The organism is Falsihalocynthiibacter sp. SS001 (assembly GCF_042445055.1).
In the GTDB taxonomy this organism is placed as follows: Bacteria; Pseudomonadota; Alphaproteobacteria; order Rhodobacterales; family Rhodobacteraceae; genus Falsihalocynthiibacter.
Map to the genome: position 1 here is coordinate 2,137,297 of NZ_CP170339.1, position 23,944 is coordinate 2,161,240.

At 55.3% G+C, this 23,944-nt stretch carries 20 protein-coding genes and 1 pseudogene; 11 read left to right on the forward strand and 10 right to left on the reverse strand.

What is annotated here, in order from left to right; genetic code table 11:
* Positions 1–8 precede the first annotated feature (8 nt).
* A complete protein-coding gene (dusA, locus tag ACFE33_RS10200; RefSeq protein WP_380052947.1) occupies positions 9–1,061 on the reverse strand; it encodes a tRNA dihydrouridine(20/20a) synthase DusA in 1,053 nt (350 codons plus the stop codon).
* Between the two features lie 302 nt (positions 1,062–1,363).
* Between dusA and ACFE33_RS10205 the strand changes: the two genes are divergently transcribed.
* The 3 genes and pseudogenes from ACFE33_RS10205 to ACFE33_RS10215 form a co-directional block, all read left to right on the forward strand.
* Positions 1,364–2,164 carry a glutathione S-transferase family protein gene (locus tag ACFE33_RS10205; protein WP_380052949.1) on the forward strand — a complete coding sequence of 267 codons (801 nt, stop codon included), beginning with the start codon at positions 1,364–1,366 and terminating at the stop codon, positions 2,162–2,164.
* A gap of 273 nt (positions 2,165–2,437) precedes the next feature.
* Entirely contained in the window at positions 2,438–3,706 is a 1,269-nt protein-coding gene (locus ACFE33_RS10210) for a sulfatase-like hydrolase/transferase (protein WP_380052951.1), read from the forward strand.
* A gap of 72 nt (positions 3,707–3,778) precedes the next feature.
* Positions 3,779–4,804, forward strand: a pseudogene (locus tag ACFE33_RS10215) (arylsulfatase); the annotation flags it as partial.
* A 90-nt stretch (positions 4,805–4,894) separates the two neighbouring features.
* On the opposite strand, the gene ACFE33_RS10220 reads toward ACFE33_RS10215, so the two are convergent.
* Positions 4,895–5,383: a GFA family protein gene (locus tag ACFE33_RS10220; protein WP_380052953.1), complete on the reverse strand. Its 489-nt coding sequence runs from the start codon at positions 5,381–5,383 to the stop codon at positions 4,895–4,897.
* Between the two features lie 303 nt (positions 5,384–5,686).
* On the opposite strand from ACFE33_RS10220, the gene ACFE33_RS10225 reads away from it, so the two are divergent.
* Positions 5,687–6,019: a helix-turn-helix domain-containing protein gene (locus ACFE33_RS10225; protein ID WP_380052955.1), complete on the forward strand. Its 333-nt coding sequence runs from the start codon at positions 5,687–5,689 to the stop codon at positions 6,017–6,019.
* Positions 6,016–7,311 (forward strand): type II toxin-antitoxin system HipA family toxin, encoded by a 1,296-nt coding sequence (locus ACFE33_RS10230; protein WP_380052957.1) that lies wholly within the window; start codon positions 6,016–6,018, stop codon positions 7,309–7,311. Before ACFE33_RS10225 ends, ACFE33_RS10230 begins: the two co-directional genes overlap by 4 nt.
* A gap of 106 nt (positions 7,312–7,417) precedes the next feature.
* On the opposite strand, the gene ACFE33_RS10235 is transcribed toward ACFE33_RS10230, so the two are convergent.
* Entirely contained in the window at positions 7,418–8,365 is a 948-nt protein-coding gene (locus tag ACFE33_RS10235; protein ID WP_380052959.1) for a GGDEF domain-containing protein, read from the reverse strand.
* Between the two features lie 504 nt (positions 8,366–8,869).
* Here ACFE33_RS10235 and ACFE33_RS10240 point away from each other — a divergent pair.
* Positions 8,870–10,186: a DEAD/DEAH box helicase gene (locus ACFE33_RS10240; RefSeq protein WP_380052961.1), complete on the forward strand. Its 1,317-nt coding sequence runs from the start codon at positions 8,870–8,872 to the stop codon at positions 10,184–10,186.
* 42 nt (positions 10,187–10,228) lie between these two features.
* On the opposite strand, the gene ACFE33_RS10245 is transcribed toward ACFE33_RS10240, so the two are convergent.
* The gene (locus tag ACFE33_RS10245) at positions 10,229–12,472 is read right to left on the reverse strand and encodes a molybdopterin cofactor-binding domain-containing protein (RefSeq protein ID WP_380052963.1); all 2,244 of its coding nucleotides are present in this window, start codon (positions 12,470–12,472) and stop codon (positions 10,229–10,231) included.
* 1 nt (position 12,473) lies between these two features.
* Positions 12,474–12,932 carry a (2Fe-2S)-binding protein gene (locus tag ACFE33_RS10250; protein ID WP_380052965.1) on the reverse strand — a complete coding sequence of 153 codons (459 nt, stop codon included), beginning with the start codon at positions 12,930–12,932 and terminating at the stop codon, positions 12,474–12,476.
* A 116-nt stretch (positions 12,933–13,048) separates the two neighbouring features.
* On the opposite strand from ACFE33_RS10250, the gene ACFE33_RS10255 reads away from it, so the two are divergent.
* Entirely contained in the window at positions 13,049–13,621 is a 573-nt protein-coding gene (locus ACFE33_RS10255) for a TetR family transcriptional regulator (RefSeq protein WP_380052967.1), read from the forward strand.
* Here the strand turns inward: ACFE33_RS10255 and ACFE33_RS10260 are convergent.
* The 4 genes from ACFE33_RS10260 to ACFE33_RS10275 are packed head-to-tail and all read right to left on the reverse strand — an operon-like array spanning position 13,618 to position 17,072.
* On the reverse strand, positions 13,618–14,445 hold the full coding sequence (locus tag ACFE33_RS10260; RefSeq protein ID WP_380052969.1) for a metal ABC transporter permease: 828 nt from the start codon (positions 14,443–14,445) through the stop codon (positions 13,618–13,620). The two genes, ACFE33_RS10255 and ACFE33_RS10260, sit on opposite strands and share 4 nt — an antisense overlap.
* On the reverse strand, positions 14,442–15,302 hold the full coding sequence (locus tag ACFE33_RS10265; protein WP_380052971.1) for a metal ABC transporter permease: 861 nt from the start codon (positions 15,300–15,302) through the stop codon (positions 14,442–14,444). Before ACFE33_RS10265 ends, ACFE33_RS10260 begins: the two co-directional genes overlap by 4 nt.
* Complete coding sequence (locus tag ACFE33_RS10270; RefSeq protein WP_380052973.1) at positions 15,299–16,174, reverse strand: manganese/iron ABC transporter ATP-binding protein; 876 nt, start codon at positions 16,172–16,174, stop codon at positions 15,299–15,301. The genes ACFE33_RS10265 and ACFE33_RS10270 overlap by 4 nt, the downstream gene beginning before the upstream one ends.
* On the reverse strand, positions 16,167–17,072 hold the full coding sequence (locus tag ACFE33_RS10275) for a metal ABC transporter substrate-binding protein (protein WP_380052975.1): 906 nt from the start codon (positions 17,070–17,072) through the stop codon (positions 16,167–16,169). Before ACFE33_RS10275 ends, ACFE33_RS10270 begins: the two co-directional genes overlap by 8 nt.
* Positions 17,073–17,230: 158 nt before the next feature.
* Here ACFE33_RS10275 and ACFE33_RS10280 point away from each other — a divergent pair, with 158 nt between their 5' ends.
* The 4 genes from ACFE33_RS10280 (at position 17,231) to ACFE33_RS10295 (ending at position 23,210) form a co-directional block, all read left to right on the forward strand.
* Positions 17,231–18,121 (forward strand): LysR family transcriptional regulator, encoded by an 891-nt coding sequence (locus ACFE33_RS10280; RefSeq protein WP_380052977.1) that lies wholly within the window; start codon positions 17,231–17,233, stop codon positions 18,119–18,121.
* Between the two features lie 93 nt (positions 18,122–18,214).
* The gene (locus ACFE33_RS10285) at positions 18,215–20,305 is read left to right on the forward strand and encodes a hydantoinase/oxoprolinase family protein (protein ID WP_380052979.1); all 2,091 of its coding nucleotides are present in this window, start codon (positions 18,215–18,217) and stop codon (positions 20,303–20,305) included.
* Entirely contained in the window at positions 20,302–22,005 is a 1,704-nt protein-coding gene (locus ACFE33_RS10290; RefSeq protein ID WP_380052981.1) for a hydantoinase B/oxoprolinase family protein, read from the forward strand. Before ACFE33_RS10285 ends, ACFE33_RS10290 begins: the two co-directional genes overlap by 4 nt.
* Positions 22,002–23,210: an NAD(P)/FAD-dependent oxidoreductase gene (locus ACFE33_RS10295; protein ID WP_380052983.1), complete on the forward strand. Its 1,209-nt coding sequence runs from the start codon at positions 22,002–22,004 to the stop codon at positions 23,208–23,210. The genes ACFE33_RS10290 and ACFE33_RS10295 overlap by 4 nt, the downstream gene beginning before the upstream one ends.
* A 7-nt stretch (positions 23,211–23,217) precedes the next feature.
* Here ACFE33_RS10295 and ACFE33_RS10300 read toward each other — a convergent pair whose 3' ends face one another.
* Entirely contained in the window at positions 23,218–23,943 is a 726-nt protein-coding gene (locus ACFE33_RS10300; RefSeq protein WP_380058702.1) for an ABC transporter permease, read from the reverse strand.
* Position 23,944: the final 1 nt, after the last annotated feature.

Here is a 23,944-nt window from a genome sequence, read left to right on the forward strand (position 1 = left end):
AGAGCGGGTTACGCGCTGGTATGGGCACCCACAGCAATATCGCCTCCTGTGACGCGGTCAAGCGCCTCGAGCAATAATTCTGGTCCTGCCCCATCCTTTGGTGCCCCCTCAGAGAGCACACGCCGCCATCCGCGCGCACCGGGACGGCCCGTAAACAGCCCAAGCATATGGCGCGTGACCTGTCCCAAACGTCCGCCCTCTGCGATATGACGTTCGATATAGGGGATCATTTGGTGTACGGCCTCTATGGGGTCACTTGTACTACCTGTTCCGTAAATCCGCCCATCCGCAGCACAGAGGATATCCGCAGGCGAGTGATATGCAGACCGCCCGATCATCACACCATCAAGCCCCTGAGTAAGGAATGTCTCGACCTGATCAAGCGAGGTGATCCCGCCGTTGATCGAGATGTGCAATTCGGGGAACTGCTGTTTCATCGCAAGCACAAGGTCATAATCCAGCGGAGGGATATCGCGGTTCTCCTTGGGCGAGAGCCCCTGAAGCCACGCCTTGCGCGCATGAATCTGAAAACGGGTTACTCCCGCCGACGAAACCTGTGTCAGAAAGTCTGGCAAAACCTCGGTTGGCTCTTGGTCATCCACTCCGATGCGGCACTTTACTGTAATCTCGACATTACACGCGTCCCGCATTGCCGCCACACATTCGGCCACAAGCTTCGGGTTCTCCATCAGGATGGCACCGAAACAACCAGACTGCACGCGATCACTGGGGCAACCGACGTTCAGGTTGATCTCATCGTAGCCGTGATCCTCTGCCATAACGCAAGCCTGCGCCAGTTCCGCAGGGTCCGAGCCGCCAAGCTGTAACGCTACGGGATGCTCATTCGCGTCATAGCGCAACAAATGCAACGCATTCCCCCGCACTAACGCAGGCGAAGTCACCATTTCCGTATAAAGCAGCGTATGTCGGGACAATAGCCGATGTAGATACCGACAATGCCGATCCGTCCAATCCATCATGGGAGCCACGGATAGGCGCGCGGCTCTCCGCACTTCAGAAAACCCTGATGTTTCTTGGTTTTTCGAATTCGCCGTCGTCATGATTTTCCTCGTCTCGACCCGATTTAGCGCCGTTATTAGATGCAGTGCTCCAGATTGTAGCACCGACGGCGCCGTGTAGCACTTTTCTCCCCTCAAGTTCCAGAGCGCTAATTCAAGCACGGTCGAACTGGCCCTCGGCCATATAGTTTGAGTTCGCACGCCAATCGCTACTCTTTGTCCTAATTGTCGCCCTGTGGACATGGCGGCATAGCTCTACTGCATCCCCGATGACACGCGGGCAATTGCGCAGTAGGCTAAGCGGAACAGTATCGCCTTCACTGCCCCTTAACTGGAGTGATCAAATGACAAAAAAGCACATCGTTTACCACATCCCCGTCTGCCCTTTTTCACAACGTCTGGAGATTATGTTGGCCCTGCGGGGAAAACAGGATGCAGTCGAATTTCGAGTCGTGGACATTACCAAGCCACGCGACCCTGAGCTCTTGGCCAAAACCCGTGGCACGACCGCGCTGCCAGTTCTTGAAACCAGCGATGGACGCATTTTGAAAGAGAGCCTTGTGATCCTACGGTATCTCGATGAGGCTGTGGACGGCCCCATGCTGCGCCGAAGCGATCCAGTGGAGCACGCGATTGAATCGATGCTGATCGCCCGTGAGGGCCCCTTTACGATGGCAGGGTATCTCTTTGTCATGAACCAAGACCGCGCGCGTCGGGAAGAGCGTTTGGACAAGCTGCTGGCACTTTATCGGGACATCAATGATTTCCTTGTCGATCAGAACCCGCAAGGCCCGTACCTGTTCGAGGATTTCGGTTTGGCAGAGGCTGTCTTTACTCCAATGTTCAAACGGTTTTGGTTCCTTGATTACTATGAGGACTTCGAGCTGCCGTCAGGCAATGACTACGACCGTGTTCGGGCGTGGCGCGAAGCGTGCATGGCCCACCCTGCCACAACTCAGGTGACCGAAGAAGAGATCGTAAAGCTCTACTACGACTACGCGCTTGGCGCAGGAAATGGCGCGCTACCTGAAGGGCGTAGCGTCTCAAGCTTTGTTTTCGAGCCCCATTGGCAATCAAGACCGATGCCGCCAAAGGACAAATATGCCGGAACAGCCACCGATAGCGAACTCGGCCTGATCGCCTGAGCCGTCGGCGGTGCTTGTTTCTAAAATAGTTGTTTGTCGCGCATGAGCCTTGGTCTAACCTAACGTCACGCGGGGAGAATTACCCCTGCCTCGCAACTCGAACAGGTCTTTGGCACTAGTTTAGCTGCCCCTAATTGCGAGTCTGCGAAAAACGAGAATGCCTTACCGATGACCGGGGTCTCGGCGCATTTATGGCGACGGCGCCGCGCACGTATTTTGAACACCACAATACCAAGTGTCGATTTTACGACGGATCAATATGGAGAAAGACCGATGATCAAGAGAACTACGACTTGGCTATGCTTGGGCGCGGCTACGCTCATCACGACGGGCGCTGCGGTGGTGCAAGAATCTCTGCCCTTCCCGCCCAAACCATCCGGTAGCACGGCGGGTCCGACCATTGCGGAGTCTACCTACAGCCCGCTGTCCGCGAAATCGCATCTACCCGAAGACGCACCCAATATCGTCATTATCATGCTTGACGATGTCGGGCCTGCTCTACCCCATACTTTGGGCGGACCGATCACGACTCCTACTTTCGATGAATTGGCACAAGAAGGCATCGCCTATAGCCGCTTCCATAATGCTGCTATGTTCTCTCCTACCCGTGCGGCACTTCTGACGGGGCGCAATCACCATCGTGTCGGCAATGGGCAAATCGCCGAGCTTGCAAATGATTGGGACGGATACACTGGGCGCATTCCTCGTACCTCTGCCACTGTCGCTAAGGTCCTAAGTGATTATGGCTATGCCACGGCTGCCTTTGGTAAATGGCACAATACGCCTGCGAACGAAACAACGGCCGTGGGCCCTTACACCAATTGGCCCACCGGTGAAGCCATCGGGTTCGACTATTTCTATGGGTTTCTAGCGGGGGAATCCTCGCAATGGGAACCGGCGGTCGTCGAGAACACCAATCGGCTTGACCCCTCGCTTGGCAAAGAAGGCTATCACTTCACCGAAGACATCGCCGACAAAGCGGTGTTCTGGATGAAGCAGGTTCACGCACTGACGCCTGACCGTCCTTTCATGGTCTACTGGGCGCCAGGTGCCTCTCACGGGCCTCACCACATCTTCAAGGAATGGGCCGACAAATACAAAGGAAGGTTCGGCGATGGCTGGGACGAGCTGCGCGAGGAAATCTTTGCCAATCAGCAAGAACTCGGCTGGATCCCCGAGAACACAGACCTGACCGCACGTCCCGATAGCCTTGCCGCTTGGGATGACATTCCCGAAGACGAACGCGCTTTCCAACTGCGTCTGATGGAGGTTTTCGCAGGTTATACCGAACACGCCGATACACAGGCAGGACGATTGCTGGATGCCCTCGACGAAATGGGCGTTCGTGACAATACGCTGATCTTCTATGTCTGGAGCGATAACGGCTCTAGCGCCGAAGGGCAAAACGGGACGATCAGTGAGCTTCTCTCCCAGAATGGGATCAGCACAGAAATCAAGGATCACATCAAGGCGATGAACGAACTTGGCGGTCTAGATGTGCTGGGATCGAACAAGGCGGATAACATGTACCACGCTGGCTAGGCTTGGGCAGGGTCAACGCCCTATCGCTCGACCAAGCTCGTTGCTGCGCATTTTGGAGGGACCAGAACGCCGCTCATCGTTTCCTGGCCCAAGCGGATCACCCCTGACACCACGCCACGGCCGCAGTTTCATCACGTAAACGATATCGTTCCCACGATCTATGACGTGCTGGATATCACTCCGCCCGAAACCGTGGACGGCATCAGCCAAGACCCTCTGGATGGCGTCAGCTTGACGTATACCTTCGACGCGCCCGATGCCGAAGGACAGAAGCCAAGCCAGTATTTCGAGGTCATGGGCAGCCGCAGCTACTATGAAAACGAATGGATCGCCTCGGTCTTTGGTCCGCGCACCCCTTGGACGCCCGGTGTGGACCCCGCCATCTTTCAATGGTCACCCGATAACGACACATGGGAACTCCATGACCTGACCACAGATCATTCGCAGGCGCACAACCTTGCTGATGAACATGCGGACAAAACCGAAGCCCTAAAAGAGGCATTCCGAGCCACGGCGAAGGAAAACAAGGTTTTCCCGATCGGTGGTGGGCTGTGGTCGATCGTGTTCCATCCCGAAGACGCGCCATCCAATCCCGCAACCGAGTTCACCTATACGCAAGAGGTCGTTGGCGTTCCTGAGTTCACCGCGCCCAAGGTCGGCGCGCGTAGCAACCTAGTGACCATCGAAGCGGAACTGTCAGAGGATTCCGAGGGCGTACTTTATGCGCTGGGCGCGTTTTCTGGCGGCCTCTCGCTTTGGGTCGATCAGGGCAAGCTGACCTATGAATACAACCTGTTCGAGATAGAGCGCACCCAGATCGCCACCACCGATCCACTTCCAACCGGAAAGGTCACAATTGAGGTGGAAACGACCAAGACCAGCGATGATCATGCTGCACCGCTAGACGTGGTCATCCGCATCAACGGCGCGGAGGTGGCCAATGGAACGGTCCCCCGCTCTGCCCCGCTGGCCTTTACGGCGAACGATGCCTTCGACGTAGGTCGGGATAGCTATTCCCCTGTGTCCGAAGCCTATTTCGATCGTAAACCGTTCGCGTTCAACGGAAAAATCGACCAATTCAGGGTCGCGTATAAGTAAGACGGCAGGCTACATTCGGACGGCAATCTGGTTGCCGTCCGAACGATGATCACATTGGCGATGGGCTGTTCTGCGCTCTATGTGCCCGTCCTAGGTTTCACCGATGATATGAGGCGCATCAAATACTGTTGGTTCATTCGGGGTACCGTCATTTTCGGTCGCGTGTTGATCAAAGGTGTTGAAATGCGGCGGGATTACCGTGCCCTTCTGCGCCACTCCCAAGAAGATATGCTTGGAGTTCTCTGGCGTAATATTGAGCCAGTTAGGGTCATCAAATGTCCCGCCATAGATACCGACGGCGCCTTCGAAACGTTCAAAAGTCAGGTACAGCTTCGTCCCGCAGGTGTCGCAAAAATGAATATGCACTTGCTTACCACTTCCCTCGGAAACGTGCGTATAGCGCTTGGGCGTGCCACGAATTACCGCAAAGTCTGCGCTATTGAATACAGGCTCAACCAAGTACGCTCCGCCCGTCGCACGCTGGCAAAATTTACAATGACACATTGTCGTTCGTAAAGGTTGACGACTGACCGCATACCTCACATCTCCACAAAGGCATCCACCTTGAGCAAGCGTCATTTTAGCACCCTTTCCCCCTCAGATTTCTGACCATAGCACAAAGTCGCGGGACGGTATCAACTTCAGGTAACGCCTATTGGTTCCGTTCCTGCATTCGAAACTTTGTTTGTACGAATAGCGGCCCTTGTTTGCGCACCATTATTCATCATCACAATTGATGATATTTACCTAATTATGACCCGTACTTTATCATATATGATAAATTTTTTATACAAGCGCTTGCGTTCCGCATCCGCATCTATTATTTATCATTAGTGATATAAATTGCGCCAATTATACTAAAATCTTATCAGGAGTGACAAATTGAAGGTAGACAGTTTAACGCCAACTCCAATCATCTTAGAGGAACTGGGGCGCCGCCTGCGCAGCATTCGCGAGCAAAAAGGTCTCTCACGGGACGAGTTGGCGAAGCAATCGGGGATCGGGTCAGCCACCCTCGAACGCATGGAGTCCGGCTCTGCCGGTCAATTGACAAGCTGGATTCGCGTCCTGATGACTTTGAACATGGATGCAGGCGTGGATGGGCTGCTACCCGAGAATTACTCATCTCCGCTGCAGGAGGTCAAAGGCAGCAGAAAACGGAAGCCGAAAACCCTGCCCAACAATGGAAAGAGGCGTTGGGGAGATGAGCAATGACGACGGCAACCGTAGAGTTGTGGGGAACCACTGTAGGCTATGTCTCTATGGACGCAGGAGAAAAATTCGCGCGCTTCGAATATGAACCTTCATTTGTCCAGATGGGCGTTGAACTGGCACCAATTCACATGCCCGCCATCGCGCGCAACATTTATCAGTTTCGCGGATTGGATACGCGTGCGTTCCACGGAATGCCGGGGCTGTTGGCAGATAGCCTGCCGGATAAGTTCGGCAATAGCCTAATCAACGTTTGGCTGGCCTCCAGAGGACGGTCGGCAGACGATTTTAATGCCGTTGATCGTCTTTGCTATACAGGTCAGCGCGGAATGGGCGCGCTGGAGTTCAAACCCGCGAACCACATCACAAACGAACGCGATGAAGACCTTCAGGTCGCGGAGCTAACCGAACTGGCGTCCATGGCTTTTGCTCGATCTGAGAACATGGACGCAAAGCTGTCTAATAACGTGGACGACAAGGGGCTGTTAGATATTCTTGCCGTGGGAACCTCCGCGGGCGGAGCCAGAGCCAAGGCCGTGATTGCGTATAATCCTGACACCAAGCAAGTACGCTCGGGGCAGTTGAACCTGAAGGAAGGCTTTGAGCACTGGCTGATCAAATTTGATGGTGTCCAATTCAACGGAGATTGGGGCGTGGCCGACCCTGCGGGCTATGGGCTGTTGGAATATAGCTACTACGAAATGGCGAAGGCCTGCGGCATTGAGATGATGGAATGTCGTTTGTTTAAGGAAAATGGTCGGAACCACTTCATGACGCGGCGCTTTGACCGAGACGAAAAAGGTGGCAAGAAGTTTGTGCAAACCTTTGGCGCGCTTGCACATTACGACTATTACAACAGCGGGCAATACTCCTATGAACAGCTATTCCTCCTTATGAAAAAACTGGCGATGACTGCTGAGTTGATGGAGGAGCAATTTCGTCGTGTCGTATTCAATTTGGTGGGCTGCAATCAGGATGACCACGTCAAAAACTTCGGTTTCATGATGGATCGTGATGGACAATGGTCACTTAGTCCAGCCTATGATCTTTGTCACTCCGAAGGCAGTGATTTCACGCGCAATCATCAGCTTCGACTCTCGAACAAGGTAAATGATTTCACTCTAGACGACCTCAAGAACCTTGCGGATTATGCTGGTATTAAGCGGGGCGCTTATAAGCAGATTTTGGAGCAAACCGTCGACGCATTTACAGGATGGAAAGCGAAGGCGGAAGAGTTAGGAGTGCCCTCCGGAATTCAGGACCACGTTTTGAGAACATTGCGACTAAATTGGTGATCAGTCCCATTAGCGCGGATCGCGGTAATGTTCTCGGCAACAGACGGCCGTTTCCGCGCGCTCCTTCCCTTGCATACTCAGCCCAAAGACACAGCCATTGCGCTAACTAGTCGTCTTGGCCGTAGATGCTAATGAGCTGTCCGTTTGCCTTGGCCGCGTACATCGCGCGGTCAGCGAAGGAGGATAGCAGCGTTATGTCTGTCGTATCGCTTGGATAAACGGCAACTCCGGCAGAGAAGCTCAGGTATAGCTGGTGGGTGCGCCCCGTGGTTGGCTCGTCATATGTGATCGGATTCTCCATCGACACATTCAGCCGCTTCACAAATCCGTCTATCTGATCGCTAGTTTTCGCGTCATTCAGCACGATCGCGAACTCATCGCCCCCAAGGCGCGCAGCGAGGTCGGTTTTGCGTAGATTGTCACGTATGATCTGCCCGACAGCCGCGATGGCCTTATCCCCTGCTCCATGGCCATATTGATCGTTGATCTGTTTGAAGTTGTTGATATCGAGATAGATCATCGCCACCGGCATATTCGGCGCGGCATTGGCCCGCTCTTGGAGCGCTAGATTAAGCCCCTCCTGCGTCAACAGAGAGGTTTTGAAATCGCGCTGCACTTCCTCGGTGAGGTTGGCATTTGCAATCTCGAGCGCGCGGCGCTTCTGGCGCTCGGCATCAACGCTGTGGTTAAGCTGCTCTAGCTCAAGCGCCATCTTGTTGAAGGTCTCGACAAAGTCGCGGGGCAGCTCACACCGCACAAGGGTCAGCCCCTCTTCGGTCTGGGAGTTTACGCGGCTGACGATCAGCGCCATATCCTCGTTTCCCGCAAGGCGTAGTGACAAGAGGCGCAGACCTGTCGCGGGCGCTATATCAGAAATCTGATGTTGTGCTGCCTCGGGATCCTGACACTGCGCAGCAAAGGATGCTCCAACCCCTAAATCAAGCGCCTTAGCGGAGGCATTCGCAGCGACGATATCACCGGAATCATTTATGAGGATGGCGGCACCTGCATGGGCCTGAAGCGTGGTCTCTAGATGCACAGCGTCAGCGTTCATTCTCATCTCCTCATAAACTACGTCTGGGACTGAGAACCTCCCATCGTATAACACTCAACAAATTTACCTACATTCGCAGACCAAGAATCCGAGAACCCGCATAGGTTAGCATACTTATATCATTATCCAATTCGATTGATTGTTTCCTTAGCGTAAAGAGCACACTCGCGCATAGATTGCACATCAATTTATTCATCACGCCAAAATTGTCACCATCAACTACTCCACTTGACTTTCCATCAGCGATACACCAAGTACCCCCTACACCAGCGTTCTGCCGCGTGAGCAGAGAGTCGAAAACCGACACACGCGGTGTAAGCAAAAAGTTTCCCACATCACGCGGGGGGGCCGCCGTTTGAACAGGGGCCGATATTCGGTCTGGCTTTTGATTTCAAACGCAACCCTAACGCCGCCGCTGGTCCCATTGGCCCAGCGCATATGTATTTTGAGCACGCCTGCGGGCGGTGCTTTGTTTGCGGATATGTTCCGCGAAAGGACAATCTAATGGATTTCGACATGCTGGGGCTTGCGCCTCGCCTTGTTAAGAAGCTCGACGAATTGGGCATCAAGACACCAACACCTATTCAAACCCAAGCCATTCCCCACGCGATGAATGGTCGCGATGTTATGGGCCTTGCCCAAACGGGTACGGGTAAAACGGCGGCCTTTGGCTTGCCACTAATCCACGCGCTCACCAAAACTGGCGTAAAGCCTGCGCCAAAACACGCGGCTGGGCTTATCCTTGCGCCGACACGCGAGTTGGCCAAGCAAATCTCGGACAACCTAAGCGCCTTCACCAAAGGGAGCCATATCAAGGTTGGCCTCGTGGTGGGTGGTGTTTCCATCAATCGCCAAATCGAGATGATGTCGCGCGGGTTGGATTTGCTTATTGCCACACCGGGCCGTTTGATCGACTTGATTGATCGCCGCGCGGTAAACCTAAGCAAAACGCACTATCTTGTGCTGGACGAAGCCGACCAAATGCTCGACCTCGGGTTCATTCACGCGCTGCGCCGCATCGCGCCCCTCTTGCCCAAAGAGCGTCAGACAATGCTGTTCTCGGCGACGATGCCCAAGCAGATGAACGAGCTTTCGCGCGCGTATCTGAACGATCCTGTTCGCGTTGAGGTCGCCCGTCCGGGCAAAACTGCTGACAAAGTTACGCAATCTGTGCACTACGTCGCTCAGAATGCGAAGCAAAGCCTGTTGGTTGAACTCCTTGGAGAGCATAAGGGCGAGCTTTCACTTGTTTTCATGCGCACCAAACATGGCGCCGAGAAGCTGATGAAAAGTTTGCGTGCCGCAGGTTTTGACGCGGGCTCCATTCACGGCAACAAGAGCCAAGGCCAACGTGACCGCGCGATCAAGGCATTCAAAGCCGGTGAAATCAGCGTTCTGGTGGCGACCGATGTTGCGGCTCGTGGTATCGACATTCAGGGCGTTGCCTATGTTTACAACTATGATCTGCCCAATGTGGCCGAGAACTATGTTCACCGTATTGGTCGTACCGCGCGTGCTGGTGCATCAGGACAGGCCGTTGCATTCTGTTCATCCGCAGAGATGGGCGAGTTGCGTGGCATCGAGAAAGTGATCGGCAGTGCACTTCCGATCGCAAGTGGTCGTGCATGGGAAAACGAAACCCCTGCCAAGAAACCCGGCGGTGGTCGCGGCTTTGGCGGTGGTCGTCGTGCTGGTGGCGGTGGCGGCGGACAACGTCGCGGCAATAGCGCCAAACCAAACAGCGCAGGCGGCAAGCCATCCTTTGGTGGTGGCGGCAAAGCGCGTCGGTCCGGTGCAAAGCGCAAAGCCGCAGCGCACTAGTCAAAAAAGCGCCCCGTGAGAATATCACGGGGCGTTTTCATTTCAGTAAACGAAGTCTATGTGCCTTTGCAGCGGCATCTCGCGAATGCGCTGTCCAGTTGCCGCAAAAATGGCATTGGCCAAAGCAGGCGCCGCAGGTGGAACCGCGGGTTCGCCGATGCCGCGGATTTTACTGGCATTTTCCAGACCGCGCACGAAGACCTCGGGCGCTTGGAACATGCGCATACTTTCAAAACCATCAAAGTTATTCTGCTCTGGCTGCCCGTCTGAGTAGGTTAGTTCGGACATCACCGCGTGGCTTAACCCCCATATGACGCCGCCCTGAACTTGGTTCTCGAAGTTAATCGGATCAAGGATGCGCCCCACGTCCGCCGCAACGAAAACCTTGTCGATCTGAATGCCATCATCGGTATTCGTTACTTCGACGACTTCGGCAACAGGAACGCCAAACGAAAGCGTAAACGCCAGCCCCCGCCCGCGCCCTTCGGCCATTGGGCTTCCCCAATCGGACATTTCGCCTACGGCCTCCAGAACCTTGCGAGAGACGTCATGCGAACAAAGGCGCAGACGCTCCTCTAGTGGATCCGCCCCTGCGGCGTGGATTAATTCGTCGAGAAAGCCCTCATGCAGGAACGCGTTGCCCGACGCCCCGACAGAACGCCACGAACTGATCGGAACCATCTCTGGCACCCGATATCCCGTCACTCGATAGTTCGGAATATCGAACGGTTGGTCCCATGCCCCTGCCACAATCATCAGATCAGGCCCCATCACAGGCATCCCGAGGCGCGACATCTGGGACGATGTAACCGAAGGTGCCGCAATCCCGAGGTCAAAGCCCGTAACCGCGCCATTCTCTACACGACCGCGCGCCTTGGACATTGCAAGCGGACGCGGGAAATCATGCGTCATGTCTTCTTCGCGGGACCATGTCATTTTGATCGGCACGCCTTGGTGTGCCATTGCCAGTTCAACGGCTTGGTGAACGTATTGATCCTCAAGCCGACGGCCAAAACTCCCGCCCGAATAGAGGTTATGGATTTGGATGTTCTCGGCGGTAAGCCCATATTCTCGATCAATATTTGCGATCATGAACAACGGGATTTGCGTACCCGTCCAGACATCCAGCCGCCCGTCCTCATAGAGAACCGTGGCGTTCATGGGCTCTAGCGGAGCGTGCGCGAGGAACGGAATACGATAACTGGCCTCTAGCGTATCGCCCTTGGTGAATTCGGCTTCAACGTCGCCCTCATCCTTTAGCTGGCTGTCCTCTCGGTCGGCAATAAACGATGCCTCGACCTCCGCCCAAATCTCGTCTTGTTCGGCGGGGTGGCTTGCTGGGCCCCAGTCAAACTCAATAAGATCCGCAGCAGCAAAGGCCCGCCACGTATTATCGGCGATCACACCCGCGCCGCCACGAACAGGCACCACCTTGAGCACCCCGCGTGCGGCTTCAGCCGCCGTCGCGTCATAACTGTTCAACACGCCCCCACGGCGGGGATTGGTGCGCACGGTGGCATAGACCATTCCCTCCATCTCGAGATCAATGCCATAGGGCAGCGTGCCGGTGCTCTTGGCGACAACATCAAGGCGCGGCATTTCTTTGCCCAAGTATTTCCATTCGGTTTCTGGACGCAGCGTGACTTCTTTGACGGGTTCAATCGTTGCGGCAATCGGTGCAAGCTCGGTATAAGCAAGCTCTCTCCCGTCAGGAAGAATAACCGCGCCGTCTTGGGTTTTGAGGTCGGCAAGAGCAACGCCCGTTTGCTGAACAGCGGCGGCCTTAAGGGTTTCGCGCGCGACCGCTCCCGCAACACGCATTTTCTCATAGGCATCCGGAACTGTCGATGAACCGCCCGTAATCTGCACGCCCATGATTTTGCCAACGGCACCCGCAACTGCACGCGCATTGACCGCAACAAATCCATCATCCGTCGCCGCAAAGGGCAATCCTTCACCCAGAACTGCACTGTTGAAATAGGCGGGACTTGGCGGGCCTGGATCAACCTTTATGTCCTGCCATGCGACATCTAACTCTTCGGCAACCAACGCCGCCTGAATTGAATAGGCTCCCTGCCCCAAATCCGCGCGCGGCGTAATAATCGTTACGCCATCCGCATCAATGCGCACATAGGGCGTGAGCGCGGCGGCCCCATCAGGCAGATCATCGAGCAACGGATTCTCAACCGGTTTCTTGTACTGATAATAGCCAAACGCCACGCCCCCGACGATGGCGGCGGATCCGATCAAAAACGTACGACGTGCGATTTTTCCAAGGCGGCTCATACTAGGCACCTTTCATCTGTTTGGCAGCGGCTTTGACAGCGGCGCGAATACGCGGGTAAGTGCCACAACGGCAAAGATTGGCGTTCATTGCGTCATCGATTTCCTGATCTGTCGGCTCGGTGTTTTCGGACAATAGCGCGGCGGCGGCCATGATCTGTCCTGATTGGCAGTATCCGCATTGCGCAACCTGATGATCAATCCACGCTTGCTGTACGGTATGAAGCGCGTCGGGCGTGCCTAGCCCCTCAATCGTGGTGACTTCGCCCTCGACATCCATCGCGGCAATTGAGCAGGACCGCACCAACTCGCCATCAATATGCACCGAACAAGCTCCACATTGAGAGATTCCGCAGCCATATTTCGGCCCCTTGATCCCCAATTCATCCCGTAAAACCCACAGGAGCGGCATGTCCTCTTCGACATTCACCTCATGTGGTGTTCCGTTCACAACAAGTCTCATACCTGTTTCTCCCGCGATCTCAGGTTGTTAGAATTCGCAACGCGTGCTAATAGTAATCACATGTTTACTTAGCATCAATCACAAGTCAACACCTGTTTACAAAGCTACTGACCTGCATGAACGTTTCCCCGCCTTCCAAAAAGCGTAACGCTTCCACCACCAAAGAGGCAATCTTGGTCGCTGCGCGGCGCGTTTTCACCGACAGCGGCTATGACGGCGCTGGCCTGCGAGAGATCGCGGCACTGGCCGGCGTGAACGTGGCGCTTATCAATCGGTATTTCGGTTCCAAAGACGGGTTGTTCAAGGCTGCGATTGTCGATCACTTGGATCTGGAACAGATATTCGCAGGCGACATGGCCGATTTTGGCAATCGGATGAGCGATTATTTCCTGTCTCATCCCGTCAAGAAAGAGGGCTATGATCCGACTCTGGCGATCCTGCGCTCAACCTCAAGCGAAACATCGGTGAAAGTCATCGCCGAGGCGCTGGAAACGGGGTTTTGTGACCTCTTGCAAGCCAAGCTCCCCGATCTGGACCCTGACATCTGTGCTACCAAGGCGGGATTGCTGACCGCTATGCTAATGGGGTTCGACATGATGCGCCGCGTATTTCAGCTCCGTGCATTGGACGCCAACGAACATACGCACAAGCTTTTGGCCAATTCCCTTCAGGCGATCATCAACGCCTAGGCCGTCGCGCGGGCGTTACGGATTTGCGTGGCGATGAAAGCCGCAATGAATATCACCGTTAGAACGAGCACAATTGTCGGTGCAGGCGCGCTATCGAGGAACACGCTGATATAGACGCCGAAGCACATCGAAAAGGCCGTCACAGCCACCGAGATCAGCATCATATATTCAAAGCGTTTCGTTAGTAGAAACGCAATCGCGCCCGGTGAGATCAACAGCGCAATCGCGAGAATTATCCCTGCTGCCTTGAGCGTCGCAACAATCGTGAGCGACAAGAGCGCAAGCATCCCATAGTGCAGGAACCCAACGGGCAACCCCGAAGCGCGGGCCTGTGCGGGATCAAACGAATGAAGCAGAAAATCGCGCCATTTCATCAACAGGATCGACGACACCAGCAACGACACAATCCCAGCGGTCCAGAGGTCTTCTGGCCCTACGCCCAGCACGTTGCCGAAAAGGATGTGGTCCAGATGCACTTCGCTTTGCACTTTGGTGTAAAGCACGACGCCAAAGCCGAACATCCCCGAGAACACAACACCCATCACGGTGTCCTGCTTAACGCGGCTGTTATCTTTGAGGTAGCCCGTCGCCAAAGCACAGGTCATCCCCGCCGCGAACGCCCCGATCATCAACGGTATGCCCGCGATATACGCAAGCACCACACCCGGCAGAACCGCATGACTGACGGCATCCCCCATGAGCGACCACCCCTTGAGGACCAAGAAGCAAGACAGGATCGCCGTCGGCACCGAAACGATCAGCACGATGTAGAATGCGTTCTGAAGGAATGGGAATTGAAACGGTAGAAGCAACTCTTGCATCATGGTGCCTCTCCAATCGCCGCCGCGGCCCGCCTCCGCGCCGCGCGCATTCCGTGCTTGGGTGCGAAATAGAATGTAAAGAGGAACACAAGCGCCTGTAGTGAAACGATAATCCCTCCCGTCGCGCCATCAAGAAAGAACGAGATGTACGCCCCGACGAACGCGCAAGCCACGCCAATTGCCACCGAAATCACCAACAAAACGCCAAAGCGATCTGTCAGCAAGTATGCCGTCGCGCCCGGTGTCACGACCATCGAGATAACCAGAAACGCACCAACGGTTTGGAGGGCCGCAACGCAGGACGCCGACAAGAGCGTAAAGAACAAGACTTTGAGAGCACCCGTATTCAACCCGATCGAACGCGCATGGTTTTCGTCAAAGAACGTAACCAGCAGGTCTTTCCACTTGGCCAAGAGAATAAGCAGCGAGATGCCCCCGATCAAGGCAAGCTGAAGCGTGTCCGCGGGTGTAATGGCGAGGATATTGCCCATAGTAATCGTCTGGATGTCGACCGATGTGGGTGAGAGCGACACCATAAACAGCCCAAGCCCAAAGAAGGACGTAAAAATAATTCCGATGATCGCGTCTTCTTTTAACCCTGTGCGATTATTGAGGAAAAGCATCGCGCCCGCCGCCAATCCACCAGACAGAAACGCGCCAAAGGCAAAGGGCAAACCAATCATATAGGCCGCCGCCACACCCGGAACGATAGAATGGCTGAGCGCATCGCCAATAAGCGACCACCCCTTGAGCATCAGAAACGCAGAAAGAAACGCGCACACGCCGCCGACGAGGGCGCTCACCCACATCGCGTTGGTCATGTATCCATAGGAAAATGGAAGGAGCAGCGTCTCGATCACTCGGTCTCCTCCTTGGCATCCGCAGCAAGCTGTGCGCGGTCGTCGTAGGTGACGAATGGGCGCTCGTCGTCGGTTAAAATGGTGAGCGAGCGTTCATCATCATCGTCGTGCAAGTCTTTGCCCTCCAACACAAAATGCCGCAGTACCCCGCCAAATGCGTCTTGGAGGTTATCCTTGGTAAATGTCTCTTCGGTCAGGCCGTAAGCAAGCACTGTGCCCTTCACCAAAACGGTACGATCACAGAATTCCGGAACCGAGCCTAAGTTGTGGGTCGAAACGAGCATAACGCGCCCCTCTGCCCGCAACTCTCGCAAAAGTTCAATAATCGCGTCCTCGGTTTGAACATCCACGCCGGTAAACGGCTCATCAAGCAAGATGACTCGGCCATCCTGCGCCAATGCGCGCGCAAGGAATACGCGTTTGCGTTGGCCACCCGAAAGCTCGCCGATCTGACGGTGGCGATATTTTTCCATGCCAACCCGCACAAGAGCCTCAGTCACGGCACGCCGATCCTCGGCAGAGGCCCTCCGAAAGAACCCCATCTTGCCATAGCGGCCCATCATTACGACATCCTCAACCAGAACCGGAAAGGACCAATCGACCTCTTCCGCCTGCGGGACATAGGCAACTGTATTTTGCTTGAGAGCTTCTTTAACCGATTGACCTAGAATGGTTATTTCGCCCTTCGCCGCAGGAAGAAAGCCCATGATCGCCTTGAACAAGGTCGATTTCCCAGCGCCGTTTACGCCGACCAATGCGGCAATGGTGCCTGTTGGGATTTCAAAGCTCGCATCGCGCAGTGCCGTGGTGCCATTGCGATAAGTTACCGTTACATTCCGCGCGCAGATTCCCGAATTCGGAGCGTTACTCATCCTGCGTCCCCGCAAGACCAAGCGCGATGGTTTCGGAAGTCACGCGCAGCAGGTCGATATACGTTGGGACCGCGCCATCCTGCTCGGTCAGACTGTCGACATAGAGCACGCCGCCAAAGGCCGCCCCCGTCTCACGGGCGACTTGCTTGGCGGGATCGGAACTAACGGTGCTTTCGCAGAAAACGACCTTCACGTCATTCGCGCGCACTTGGTCAATCACGCTGCGCACTTGTTGCGGAGTTCCTGTTTGATCCGCGTTGATCGGCCAGAGGTAAAGCTCCTTCATGCCGTAATCACGCGCCAGATAGCTAAACGCCCCCTCGCAACTCGTGAGCCAACGCTCCTCTTCTGGGATTGCTTGAATTGCGCTCCGCAAGGGAGTGATTTCTGCGGCCAGTTGTTCTTTGTAAGCGGCGGCGTTGGCCGCATAAGTTTCGGCATTTTCGGAGTCATGTTCCGCAAAGGCCGCAGCAATATTATCCACATAAATCATTGCGTTATCGAGCGACATCCATGCGTGCGGGTTGGGACGCCCCTTATAATCACCCTCACGGATATCAATGGGGTCGATGCCTTCGGTCAGTACCGCCTCTGGAATTCCGCTGAGGTTGCCAAAGAACTGTTCAAACCACACCTCAAGGTTCATGCCATTCCACAACACCAGATCCGCATCCTGCGCATTGATCAGGTCACGCGGCGTCGGCTGATAGCCGTGGATCTCGGCACCGGGCTTGGTGATCGAGACAACCTCTGCGGTGTCCCCTGCTACGTTCTTGGCCATATCCGCAATGACCGTAAAAGTTGTCACCGCCTTGAACTTATCCGCCGCCCAAACGGGCGCACCAAGGCCTAGCGTCGCCAGTGCCGTTGCTGTCACGAAAACCGTTCGAATGTGCATAATTTACCTCAGAATCCAAATTACTTACGATCTGCTTATGAGAACCATTCGCAACTGTCAATGTAATTGCGAAACATTCGCAACTTTAGCAATCATCGACTTTGACATTGAAGGAATCCTACGCAAGACTGCAGCTAACTTAGCACGAAGGATGGGCTGTGGCGCTCAATTTAAAACAGCTCGAAGCCTTTATCTGGGTTGCAGACCTCGGCAGTTTTCGCCGCGCAGCGGAGCGGCTGAACACGACCCAGCCCAACATTTCCACACGCATCGCGGGGCTTGAGGCTGCGCTGATGACAACGCTGATGGAGCGCGACGCGGGCTCTGTTCGGTTGACGGCCAAGGGGCGCGAGATACTGGAACATGCACGACAAGTGCTGCGTGCAAACGAAGCCCTTATTGAGGCCGCTCAGCGCAACATCCTTATCGAGGGCACGCTGCGCCTTGGGGTGACAGAGCTTATCGTACACACATGGCTGCGCGATTTTCTCAAAGAATTGCGAGAGGAATTGCCAAGTCTGCACGTCGAGTTGACGGTCGATCTCTCGGTGCAGCTTGAACAGGCGCTGGCGGCGGGAACGCTTGATCTTGCGTTACAGAATGCACCGTTCAGCATCCCGATGGCCGGAGAGATCGAACTTGCGCAATATCCATCGATCTGGGTGGCGTCACCATCGCTCGGGCTTGCGGCAAAGGATGACATTACCGCTGCGGATATCTGTGCGCATCCGCTTCTGACGCACGCGCGCAATACGCGTCTGTTCGATGAGATCAACACGCATTTTTCGTCCCTTCCTGACGTTCGGCCCCGCCTTGTGCCATCCAGCAATCTCGCGGCCTGTGCGCATATGGCGATTGAGGGGATGGGTATCGCCGCCCTACCCCAAGCAATGATCACAAAGGAACTCGAAGGCGGCGATCTGGTTCCGCTCCCCTATCACTGGCATCCGCAGAACCTTGTATTTATGGCGCGATACGATGCGCACCGCGTGCCCAGGTATGTGACGACAGCGTCGGAAATTGCGGCCAAGGTCGCCGCCAGAGGATAAAATTATTTTATCCTATCTATCCAATCAAATAATTGGATCACATGATGCCTGCACCCTAAACTAATGCTGAAAACGCATTTATGAGGCATGAAAATGGATCGAACGGATATTCGACTGGGCGTGGATATTGGAGGAACCTTTACCGATGTGGTTCTGGAGGTTGGCGCGACGCCCTACTCCACCAAGGTACTCACCACCTATGCCGCACCAGAAGACGCGATCATGGAAGGGCTTCATAAAGTCTGCGCGCAGGCTGGCATTGCACCCTCTGAAATCACCCAGATCATCCACGGCACGACACTTGCGACCAATGCGCTTATTGAACGCTCTGGCGCGAAAACTGCGCTGATTACAACCGAGGGTTTCCGCGATGTCATTGAAATGCGGACGGAATCACGGTTTGAGCAATATGACCTGAACCTGTCCCTTCCCGAACCACTGCTTGCACGCAACCACCGCTATACTGTGCGTGAACGCGTTGATGCGCGGGGCGAGGTGCTGATCTCGATTGACCGCGCAGAGGTCGAGGCCCTCGTGGATCAAATCGGCAATGCAGGATACGAGAGCGTCGCGGTCGGGTTGATCCATTCATACCTCAATGATGCGCACGAAACTCTGATCCGCGATGTCATAGCCGAGCGTTTCCCCGACATCATGGTTTCGCTGTCCTGCGAAGTTTCACCGCAAATGCGCGAATACGAACGGTTCAATACGACGGCGGCGAACGCCTATATCAAACCTCTGATGAAGAGTTACCTCGGACGTCTTAAGGGGCGGCTCGCCCAGGAAGGTGTGCAATGCAACGTCTTTCTGATGCACTCGGGCGGTGGGATTATCGCGCTTGAGAGTGCCGCAGAGTTCCCCGTGCGTCTGGTTGAGTCCGGCCCGGCGGGCGGTGCGGTTTTCGCGGCGGACATTGCCGCGCGCTATGGTTTGGAAAAGGTGCTTTCGTTCGATATGGGCGGGACAACGGCCAAGATTTGCCTGATCAAAAACCAAACGCCAAAAACCAGCCGCGTATTCGAAGTGGCGCGCACCTATCGGTTCAAGAAGGGATCGGGGATGCCCATCTCGATTCCGGTTATTGACATGGTCGAAATCGGCGCAGGTGGCGGCTCGTTGGCGCATGTGGATGCGATGCATCAAATTCGCGTCGGACCCGAAAGTGCTGGCTCGGAACCTGGCCCAGCGTGCTACGACAGAGGTGGTAAGCGCCCCGCGGTGACGGATGCCGATCTGGTGCTGGGCAAGCTTGATCCGGAGAACTTTGCAGGAGGTTCCTTTAACCTGAGCCGCATCAACGCGGAGGCCGCGCTGCACGAACACCTTGGTGTAACGCTCGACATGGACACGCAAACCGCCGCCTTTGGTCTTGCCGAAGTGGTTGACGAAAATATGGCAAACGCCGCGCGCGTTCATGCGGTTGAAAATGGCGAGGACCTTGCGGAATATACCATGATCGCATTTGGCGGCGCTGCCCCACTCCATGCCGGACGCCTCTGCGAGAAGCTGGGCGTTGAGCGGCTCTTGGTACCAAAAGGCGCAGGCGTCGGTAGTGCGATTGGTTTCTTGCGCGCGCCCTTCAGCTTTGAGGCAAACCGCTCTGTCTATATGCGCCTGTCCGATTTTGACGCGCCAAGCATCCGCGAACTATTGAACGATCTCGCCCAAGAAGCGCGAGTTTTTGTGCGGACCTGCGACGCAGACGCCGAGATTTTGACCGAATACAAAGTTTACATGCGGTATTCTGGGCAGGGTTGGGAAATCCCTATTCAGCTCACTTCTGAACAAGCTGAAAATCCAGATGCCGAAACATTCCTGAAGCTGTTTGAGGCCGATTATACCGCCCTGTTCGGTCGTGTAGTTGAAGGTATGGATGTTGAGATTACGGTCTGGTCGGCCAACGCTACGACCCCTCCGCAAAAGCCCGAGAACATCAACCAGTCGCAGGCAAAACAACAAGCCACCACGCAAAACAACCGAGAGATATTTGACGCGGCCCTCGGTACATCCGTCGAGGCCGAAGTGCATCTACGCGACGAACTTGCGCCTCTTGCGCGCGTTAGCGGACCTGCAATCATTACCGAGAACGAAACGACGATCATCGTCCCTTCCTCTCGCCAAGCACATGCGCAACCTGATGGCACGATTGACATCACTCTCAAGAAGGAGGCTTTGCAATGAGCACCTCTGTTGCCCACCAAGTAATGTGGAACCGTCTGATCTCGGTGGTTGAAGAACAAGCCCAAGCCCTTGTTCGCACGGCCTTTTCCACTTCGGTTCGCGAGGCAGGCGACCTCTCGGCGGGGGTTTATGATGCTGCGGGGCAAATGCTTGCGCAGGCCGTAACCGGAACGCCGGGGCACGTGAATGCAATGGCGGATGCGGTCGGGCATTTCATTCGGCGCATCGGCAGGCAGAACATCTTCGAAGGTGACGTCTATATCACGAATGATCCGTGGGAGGGCACTGGGCATTTGCACGACATTACCGTTGTGACGCCCACGTTCCATAATGACGTACTTGTGGGCTTTTTCGCCTGTACTGCGCATGTCGTCGACATCGGCGGGCGCGGTTTTGGTGCCGATGCGGCGAGTGTATACGAAGAAGGTCTGTACCTCCCCATCATGAAATTCGCAGAGCGCGGAACGGTGGATAAAACCCTCATCCAGATCGTGCGCGGGAATGTGCGCGAACCCGACCAACTCGTCGGAGATATCTATGCCCTCGCGACCTGTAACGAAATTGGCCAGCGTCGCCTGCTTGAGATGATGAAGGAGTTCGCCCTTACCGACCTCGAAGGCATCGGCGGCTTTATCCTCGAAAATTCCCGTCGCGCCACGCTTGAGCGTATCAACGCCCTTCCTCGCCAATCCGCAACGGGCGAGATGCAGATCGACGGATATTCCACGCCCATCGAACTGAAGGTGCGTCTGGATATCCAAGAGGATAGCATCCTTTGCGATTTTGAGGGCACCTCCGGCCTTGATAAAAAGGGGATTAACGTCCCGCTGGTCTATACAAAGGCCTACGCCTGTTACGCGCTGAAGTGTGCTATTGCGCCCGAGATTCCGAATAACGCGGCATCCCTTGCGCCGTTCAAGGTGGTCGCTCCCAAGGACTCAATCGTGAACGCGGTACACCCTGCGCCCGTGGCCCTTAGGCACGTGATCGGGCACATGATCCCCGACACGGTTTATGGCGCATTGGATAAGATCCTCCCCGAAACAGTTCCCGCCGAGGGCGCTGGTTGCCTCTGTAACTTTCAGGTTTCGCTGCGCCCTCGTACGGATGCCCCTGCCCCCAATGATGCAAGACGTGCAGAGGTTCTGACGTTCAACTCGGGCGGCGCAGGAGCGCGTCCGACACTGGACGGATTGAACGCAACAGCCTTCCCTTCGGGCGTTATGACCATGCCAATCGAAGCAACCGAACACGTGGGGCCCGTCATTATTTGGCGCAAGGAATTGCGCCCCGACAGTGGCGGAGCGGGTAAGTACCGTGGCGGTTTGGGACAACATATGGAGGTCGGCGCGCGCGAAGGCCATGAGTTTGATTTCCAAGCCATGTTTGATCGCGTGGACCACCCCGCGCGCGGTCGCCAAGGCGGCGCAAACGGCGCCCCCACAACCATTGCCCAAGATGACGGCACAGCCATGCAGGGCAAGGGAAAACAGTTCGTTCCGCACGGTCGGCGCGTTGTTCTGGCGCTCCCTGGTGGTGCGGGATATGGCGATGCCGCTGAGCGCGCGCCCGACGATGTGCGCCGTGATCTCGCACGCGGATATATTACCGAAGAGGCCGCAATGAATCTCTATGGACTCTCCGAAGATGATGTGGCCGATATCCGAGGTCTGATCACGAACGGAGAAACGATTCCATGACGCGGCCCACCACGCCCCCCAATAAGCGCAGCTATGATGTGGTCATAATCGGCGGAGCAATGATCGGCTCGTCGGTTGCGTGGTTCCTAGCGGATAATCTGGATTTTGATGGAACCGTTTTGGTCGTTGAGCGCGACCAGAGCTATGAGTTTGCCTCCACCTCGCACACGAATAGCTGTATTCGCCAGCAGTTCTCCAATGAAATTAATATCCGCGTAAGCCAGTTTGGCGTTGATTTCATTAAAAACTTTCGCCGCTATATGGGGGATGATCCGCGCGTCCCCGAAATTCCGCTTCATAGCTTTGGCTATCTCTATCTTGCGGATAACGACGCGTTTGATCAGACATTGCGCAGCAACCAAAAGCTGCAACAGTCCCTCGGGGCTGGCACGAAATACATGACGCGCGATGAAATTCAGGCGGCTTATCCGTTCTATCAACTCGACGATGTTATTGGCGGCACCCACAACCTGATCGACGAAGGTTATTTTGACGGGAATACCATGTTTGACTGGTGGAAACGTCGTGCTCGCGAAGGCGGGGTTGAGTATATCCAGAACGAAGTTGTCGCCATCGACCGAACCGACAATCGCATACAAAGCGTCAGGCTGGCGTCTGGTGAAATCGTCACTTGCGGCACGGTTGTAAACGCCACTGGTCCTCGTGCCGCCGCAACTGCGCGCATGGTCGGGATCGACATCCCTGTTGAGCCGCGCAAGCGCTTTACGTTTATCTTTGCGGCTGAAAATCCACTTGATCGCGATCTGCCCCTAACGATTGATCCATCTGGCGTGCATATGCGGACCGATGGAAAATACTATATGGCTGGCTGTCCGCCCGATTTCGATCCAGCGGTTGAGTTCGATGATTTCGCGATGGATCACGACATCTGGGAGGACAAAGTCTGGCCCATCATTGCCACCCGCATCCCACAGTTTGAGGCAATTAAGCTGATCAATTCATGGGCTGGGCATTATGCTTATAACACCTTGGATCAAAACGCGATTTTGGGGCGCCATAATGAGGTTGAGAACTTCATCTTTGCGAATGGATTCTCGGGGCACGGTTTTCAGCAATCCCCCGCGATGGGACGTGGCGTTGGGGAACTGATAACCTATGGTGGGTTCCGCACGCTTGATCTGTCGCCGTTTGGATATGAGCGCGTCTTGAAGGGTGAGCGTTTCATGGAGCGGGCCGTCATCTAACGGCGCCTCAATAATCACGCTCCATCCGACGCGCCAGACGGTCGACCGCGAGGTGCAATAATACGGTCAGTACCGCCAGCACGATAAGCGCGGCAAAGAGCAGGTCCGTCTTTACCCGCCCATTAGCCAAAAGCATCAGGTATCCCAACCCTTTGGATGCGCCGACCCATTCGCCGATCACCGCACCAATCGGCGCATAGACCGCTGCGAGGCGCAAACCGGACGCCAGCGAAGGCACCGCAGCGCGCATCCGGACCTCCACAAGCATTCGCCCCTTACCCGCCCCCATAGTTTGGGCAAGATCAAGATACCCCTGAGGCGTTTTCATGAGGCCGTCGAAATATGCAGATGCGACGGGAAAATAGATGATCATCACCGTCATCACGATTTTCGATCCGATCCCGAACCCGAACCAAAGCGTCAGAAGCGGCGCAAGGGCGAACACGGGAATGGCCTGCGAGAACACGAGGATCGGTCGCAATATCGCGCGCGCTGTGGGCGACACACAGAGATGAAGTGCCGTCATAACACCAAGGGCTGTGCCAATAACCATCCCCAACAGGACTTCGCCAATTGTGACCCAAGCGTGCTCGGCAATCAGCGCGCGATTGACCCAAAGTGACTCGGCCACCTTCAGGGGCGGCGGCAGAATAAAGGACGCAACCCCCGTCAGGATAATCGCCAACTGCCACACCGCGATAAGAACCGCAGCCGAAATAACGCCATTTCGCATG

Excerpts from the sequence above, each read along its gene's own strand:
- ACFE33_RS10290 (WP_380052981.1), top strand. The coding sequence starts at position 20,302 with ATGAGCACCTCTGTTGCCCACCAAGTAATGTGGAACCGTCTGATCTCG.
- ACFE33_RS10240 (WP_380052961.1), top strand. The coding sequence starts at position 8,870 with ATGGATTTCGACATGCTGGGGCTTGCGCCTCGCCTTGTTAAGAAGCTC.
- ACFE33_RS10260 (WP_380052969.1), bottom strand. The coding sequence starts at position 14,445 with ATGATGCAAGAGTTGCTTCTACCGTTTCAATTCCCATTCCTTCAGAAC.
- dusA (WP_380052947.1), bottom strand. The coding sequence starts at position 1,061 with ATGACGACGGCGAATTCGAAAAACCAAGAAACATCAGGGTTTTCTGAA.
- ACFE33_RS10250 (WP_380052965.1), bottom strand. The coding sequence starts at position 12,932 with ATGAGACTTGTTGTGAACGGAACACCACATGAGGTGAATGTCGAAGAG.
- ACFE33_RS10245 (WP_380052963.1), bottom strand. The coding sequence starts at position 12,472 with ATGAGCCGCCTTGGAAAAATCGCACGTCGTACGTTTTTGATCGGATCC.
- ACFE33_RS10270 (WP_380052973.1), bottom strand. The coding sequence starts at position 16,174 with ATGAGTAACGCTCCGAATTCGGGAATCTGCGCGCGGAATGTAACGGTA.
- ACFE33_RS10230 (WP_380052957.1), top strand. The coding sequence starts at position 6,016 with ATGACGACGGCAACCGTAGAGTTGTGGGGAACCACTGTAGGCTATGTC.
- ACFE33_RS10300 (WP_380058702.1), bottom strand. The coding sequence starts at position 23,943 with ATGCGAAATGGCGTTATTTCGGCTGCGGTTCTTATCGCGGTGTGGCAG.
- ACFE33_RS10285 (WP_380052979.1), top strand. The coding sequence starts at position 18,215 with ATGGATCGAACGGATATTCGACTGGGCGTGGATATTGGAGGAACCTTT.
- ACFE33_RS10220 (WP_380052953.1), bottom strand. The coding sequence starts at position 5,383 with ATGACGCTTGCTCAAGGTGGATGCCTTTGTGGAGATGTGAGGTATGCG.
- ACFE33_RS10205 (WP_380052949.1), top strand. The coding sequence starts at position 1,364 with ATGACAAAAAAGCACATCGTTTACCACATCCCCGTCTGCCCTTTTTCA.
- ACFE33_RS10275 (WP_380052975.1), bottom strand. The coding sequence starts at position 17,072 with ATGCACATTCGAACGGTTTTCGTGACAGCAACGGCACTGGCGACGCTA.
- ACFE33_RS10295 (WP_380052983.1), top strand. The coding sequence starts at position 22,002 with ATGACGCGGCCCACCACGCCCCCCAATAAGCGCAGCTATGATGTGGTC.
- ACFE33_RS10255 (WP_380052967.1), top strand. The coding sequence starts at position 13,049 with ATGAACGTTTCCCCGCCTTCCAAAAAGCGTAACGCTTCCACCACCAAA.
- ACFE33_RS10235 (WP_380052959.1), bottom strand. The coding sequence starts at position 8,365 with ATGAACGCTGACGCTGTGCATCTAGAGACCACGCTTCAGGCCCATGCA.
- ACFE33_RS10210 (WP_380052951.1), top strand. The coding sequence starts at position 2,438 with ATGATCAAGAGAACTACGACTTGGCTATGCTTGGGCGCGGCTACGCTC.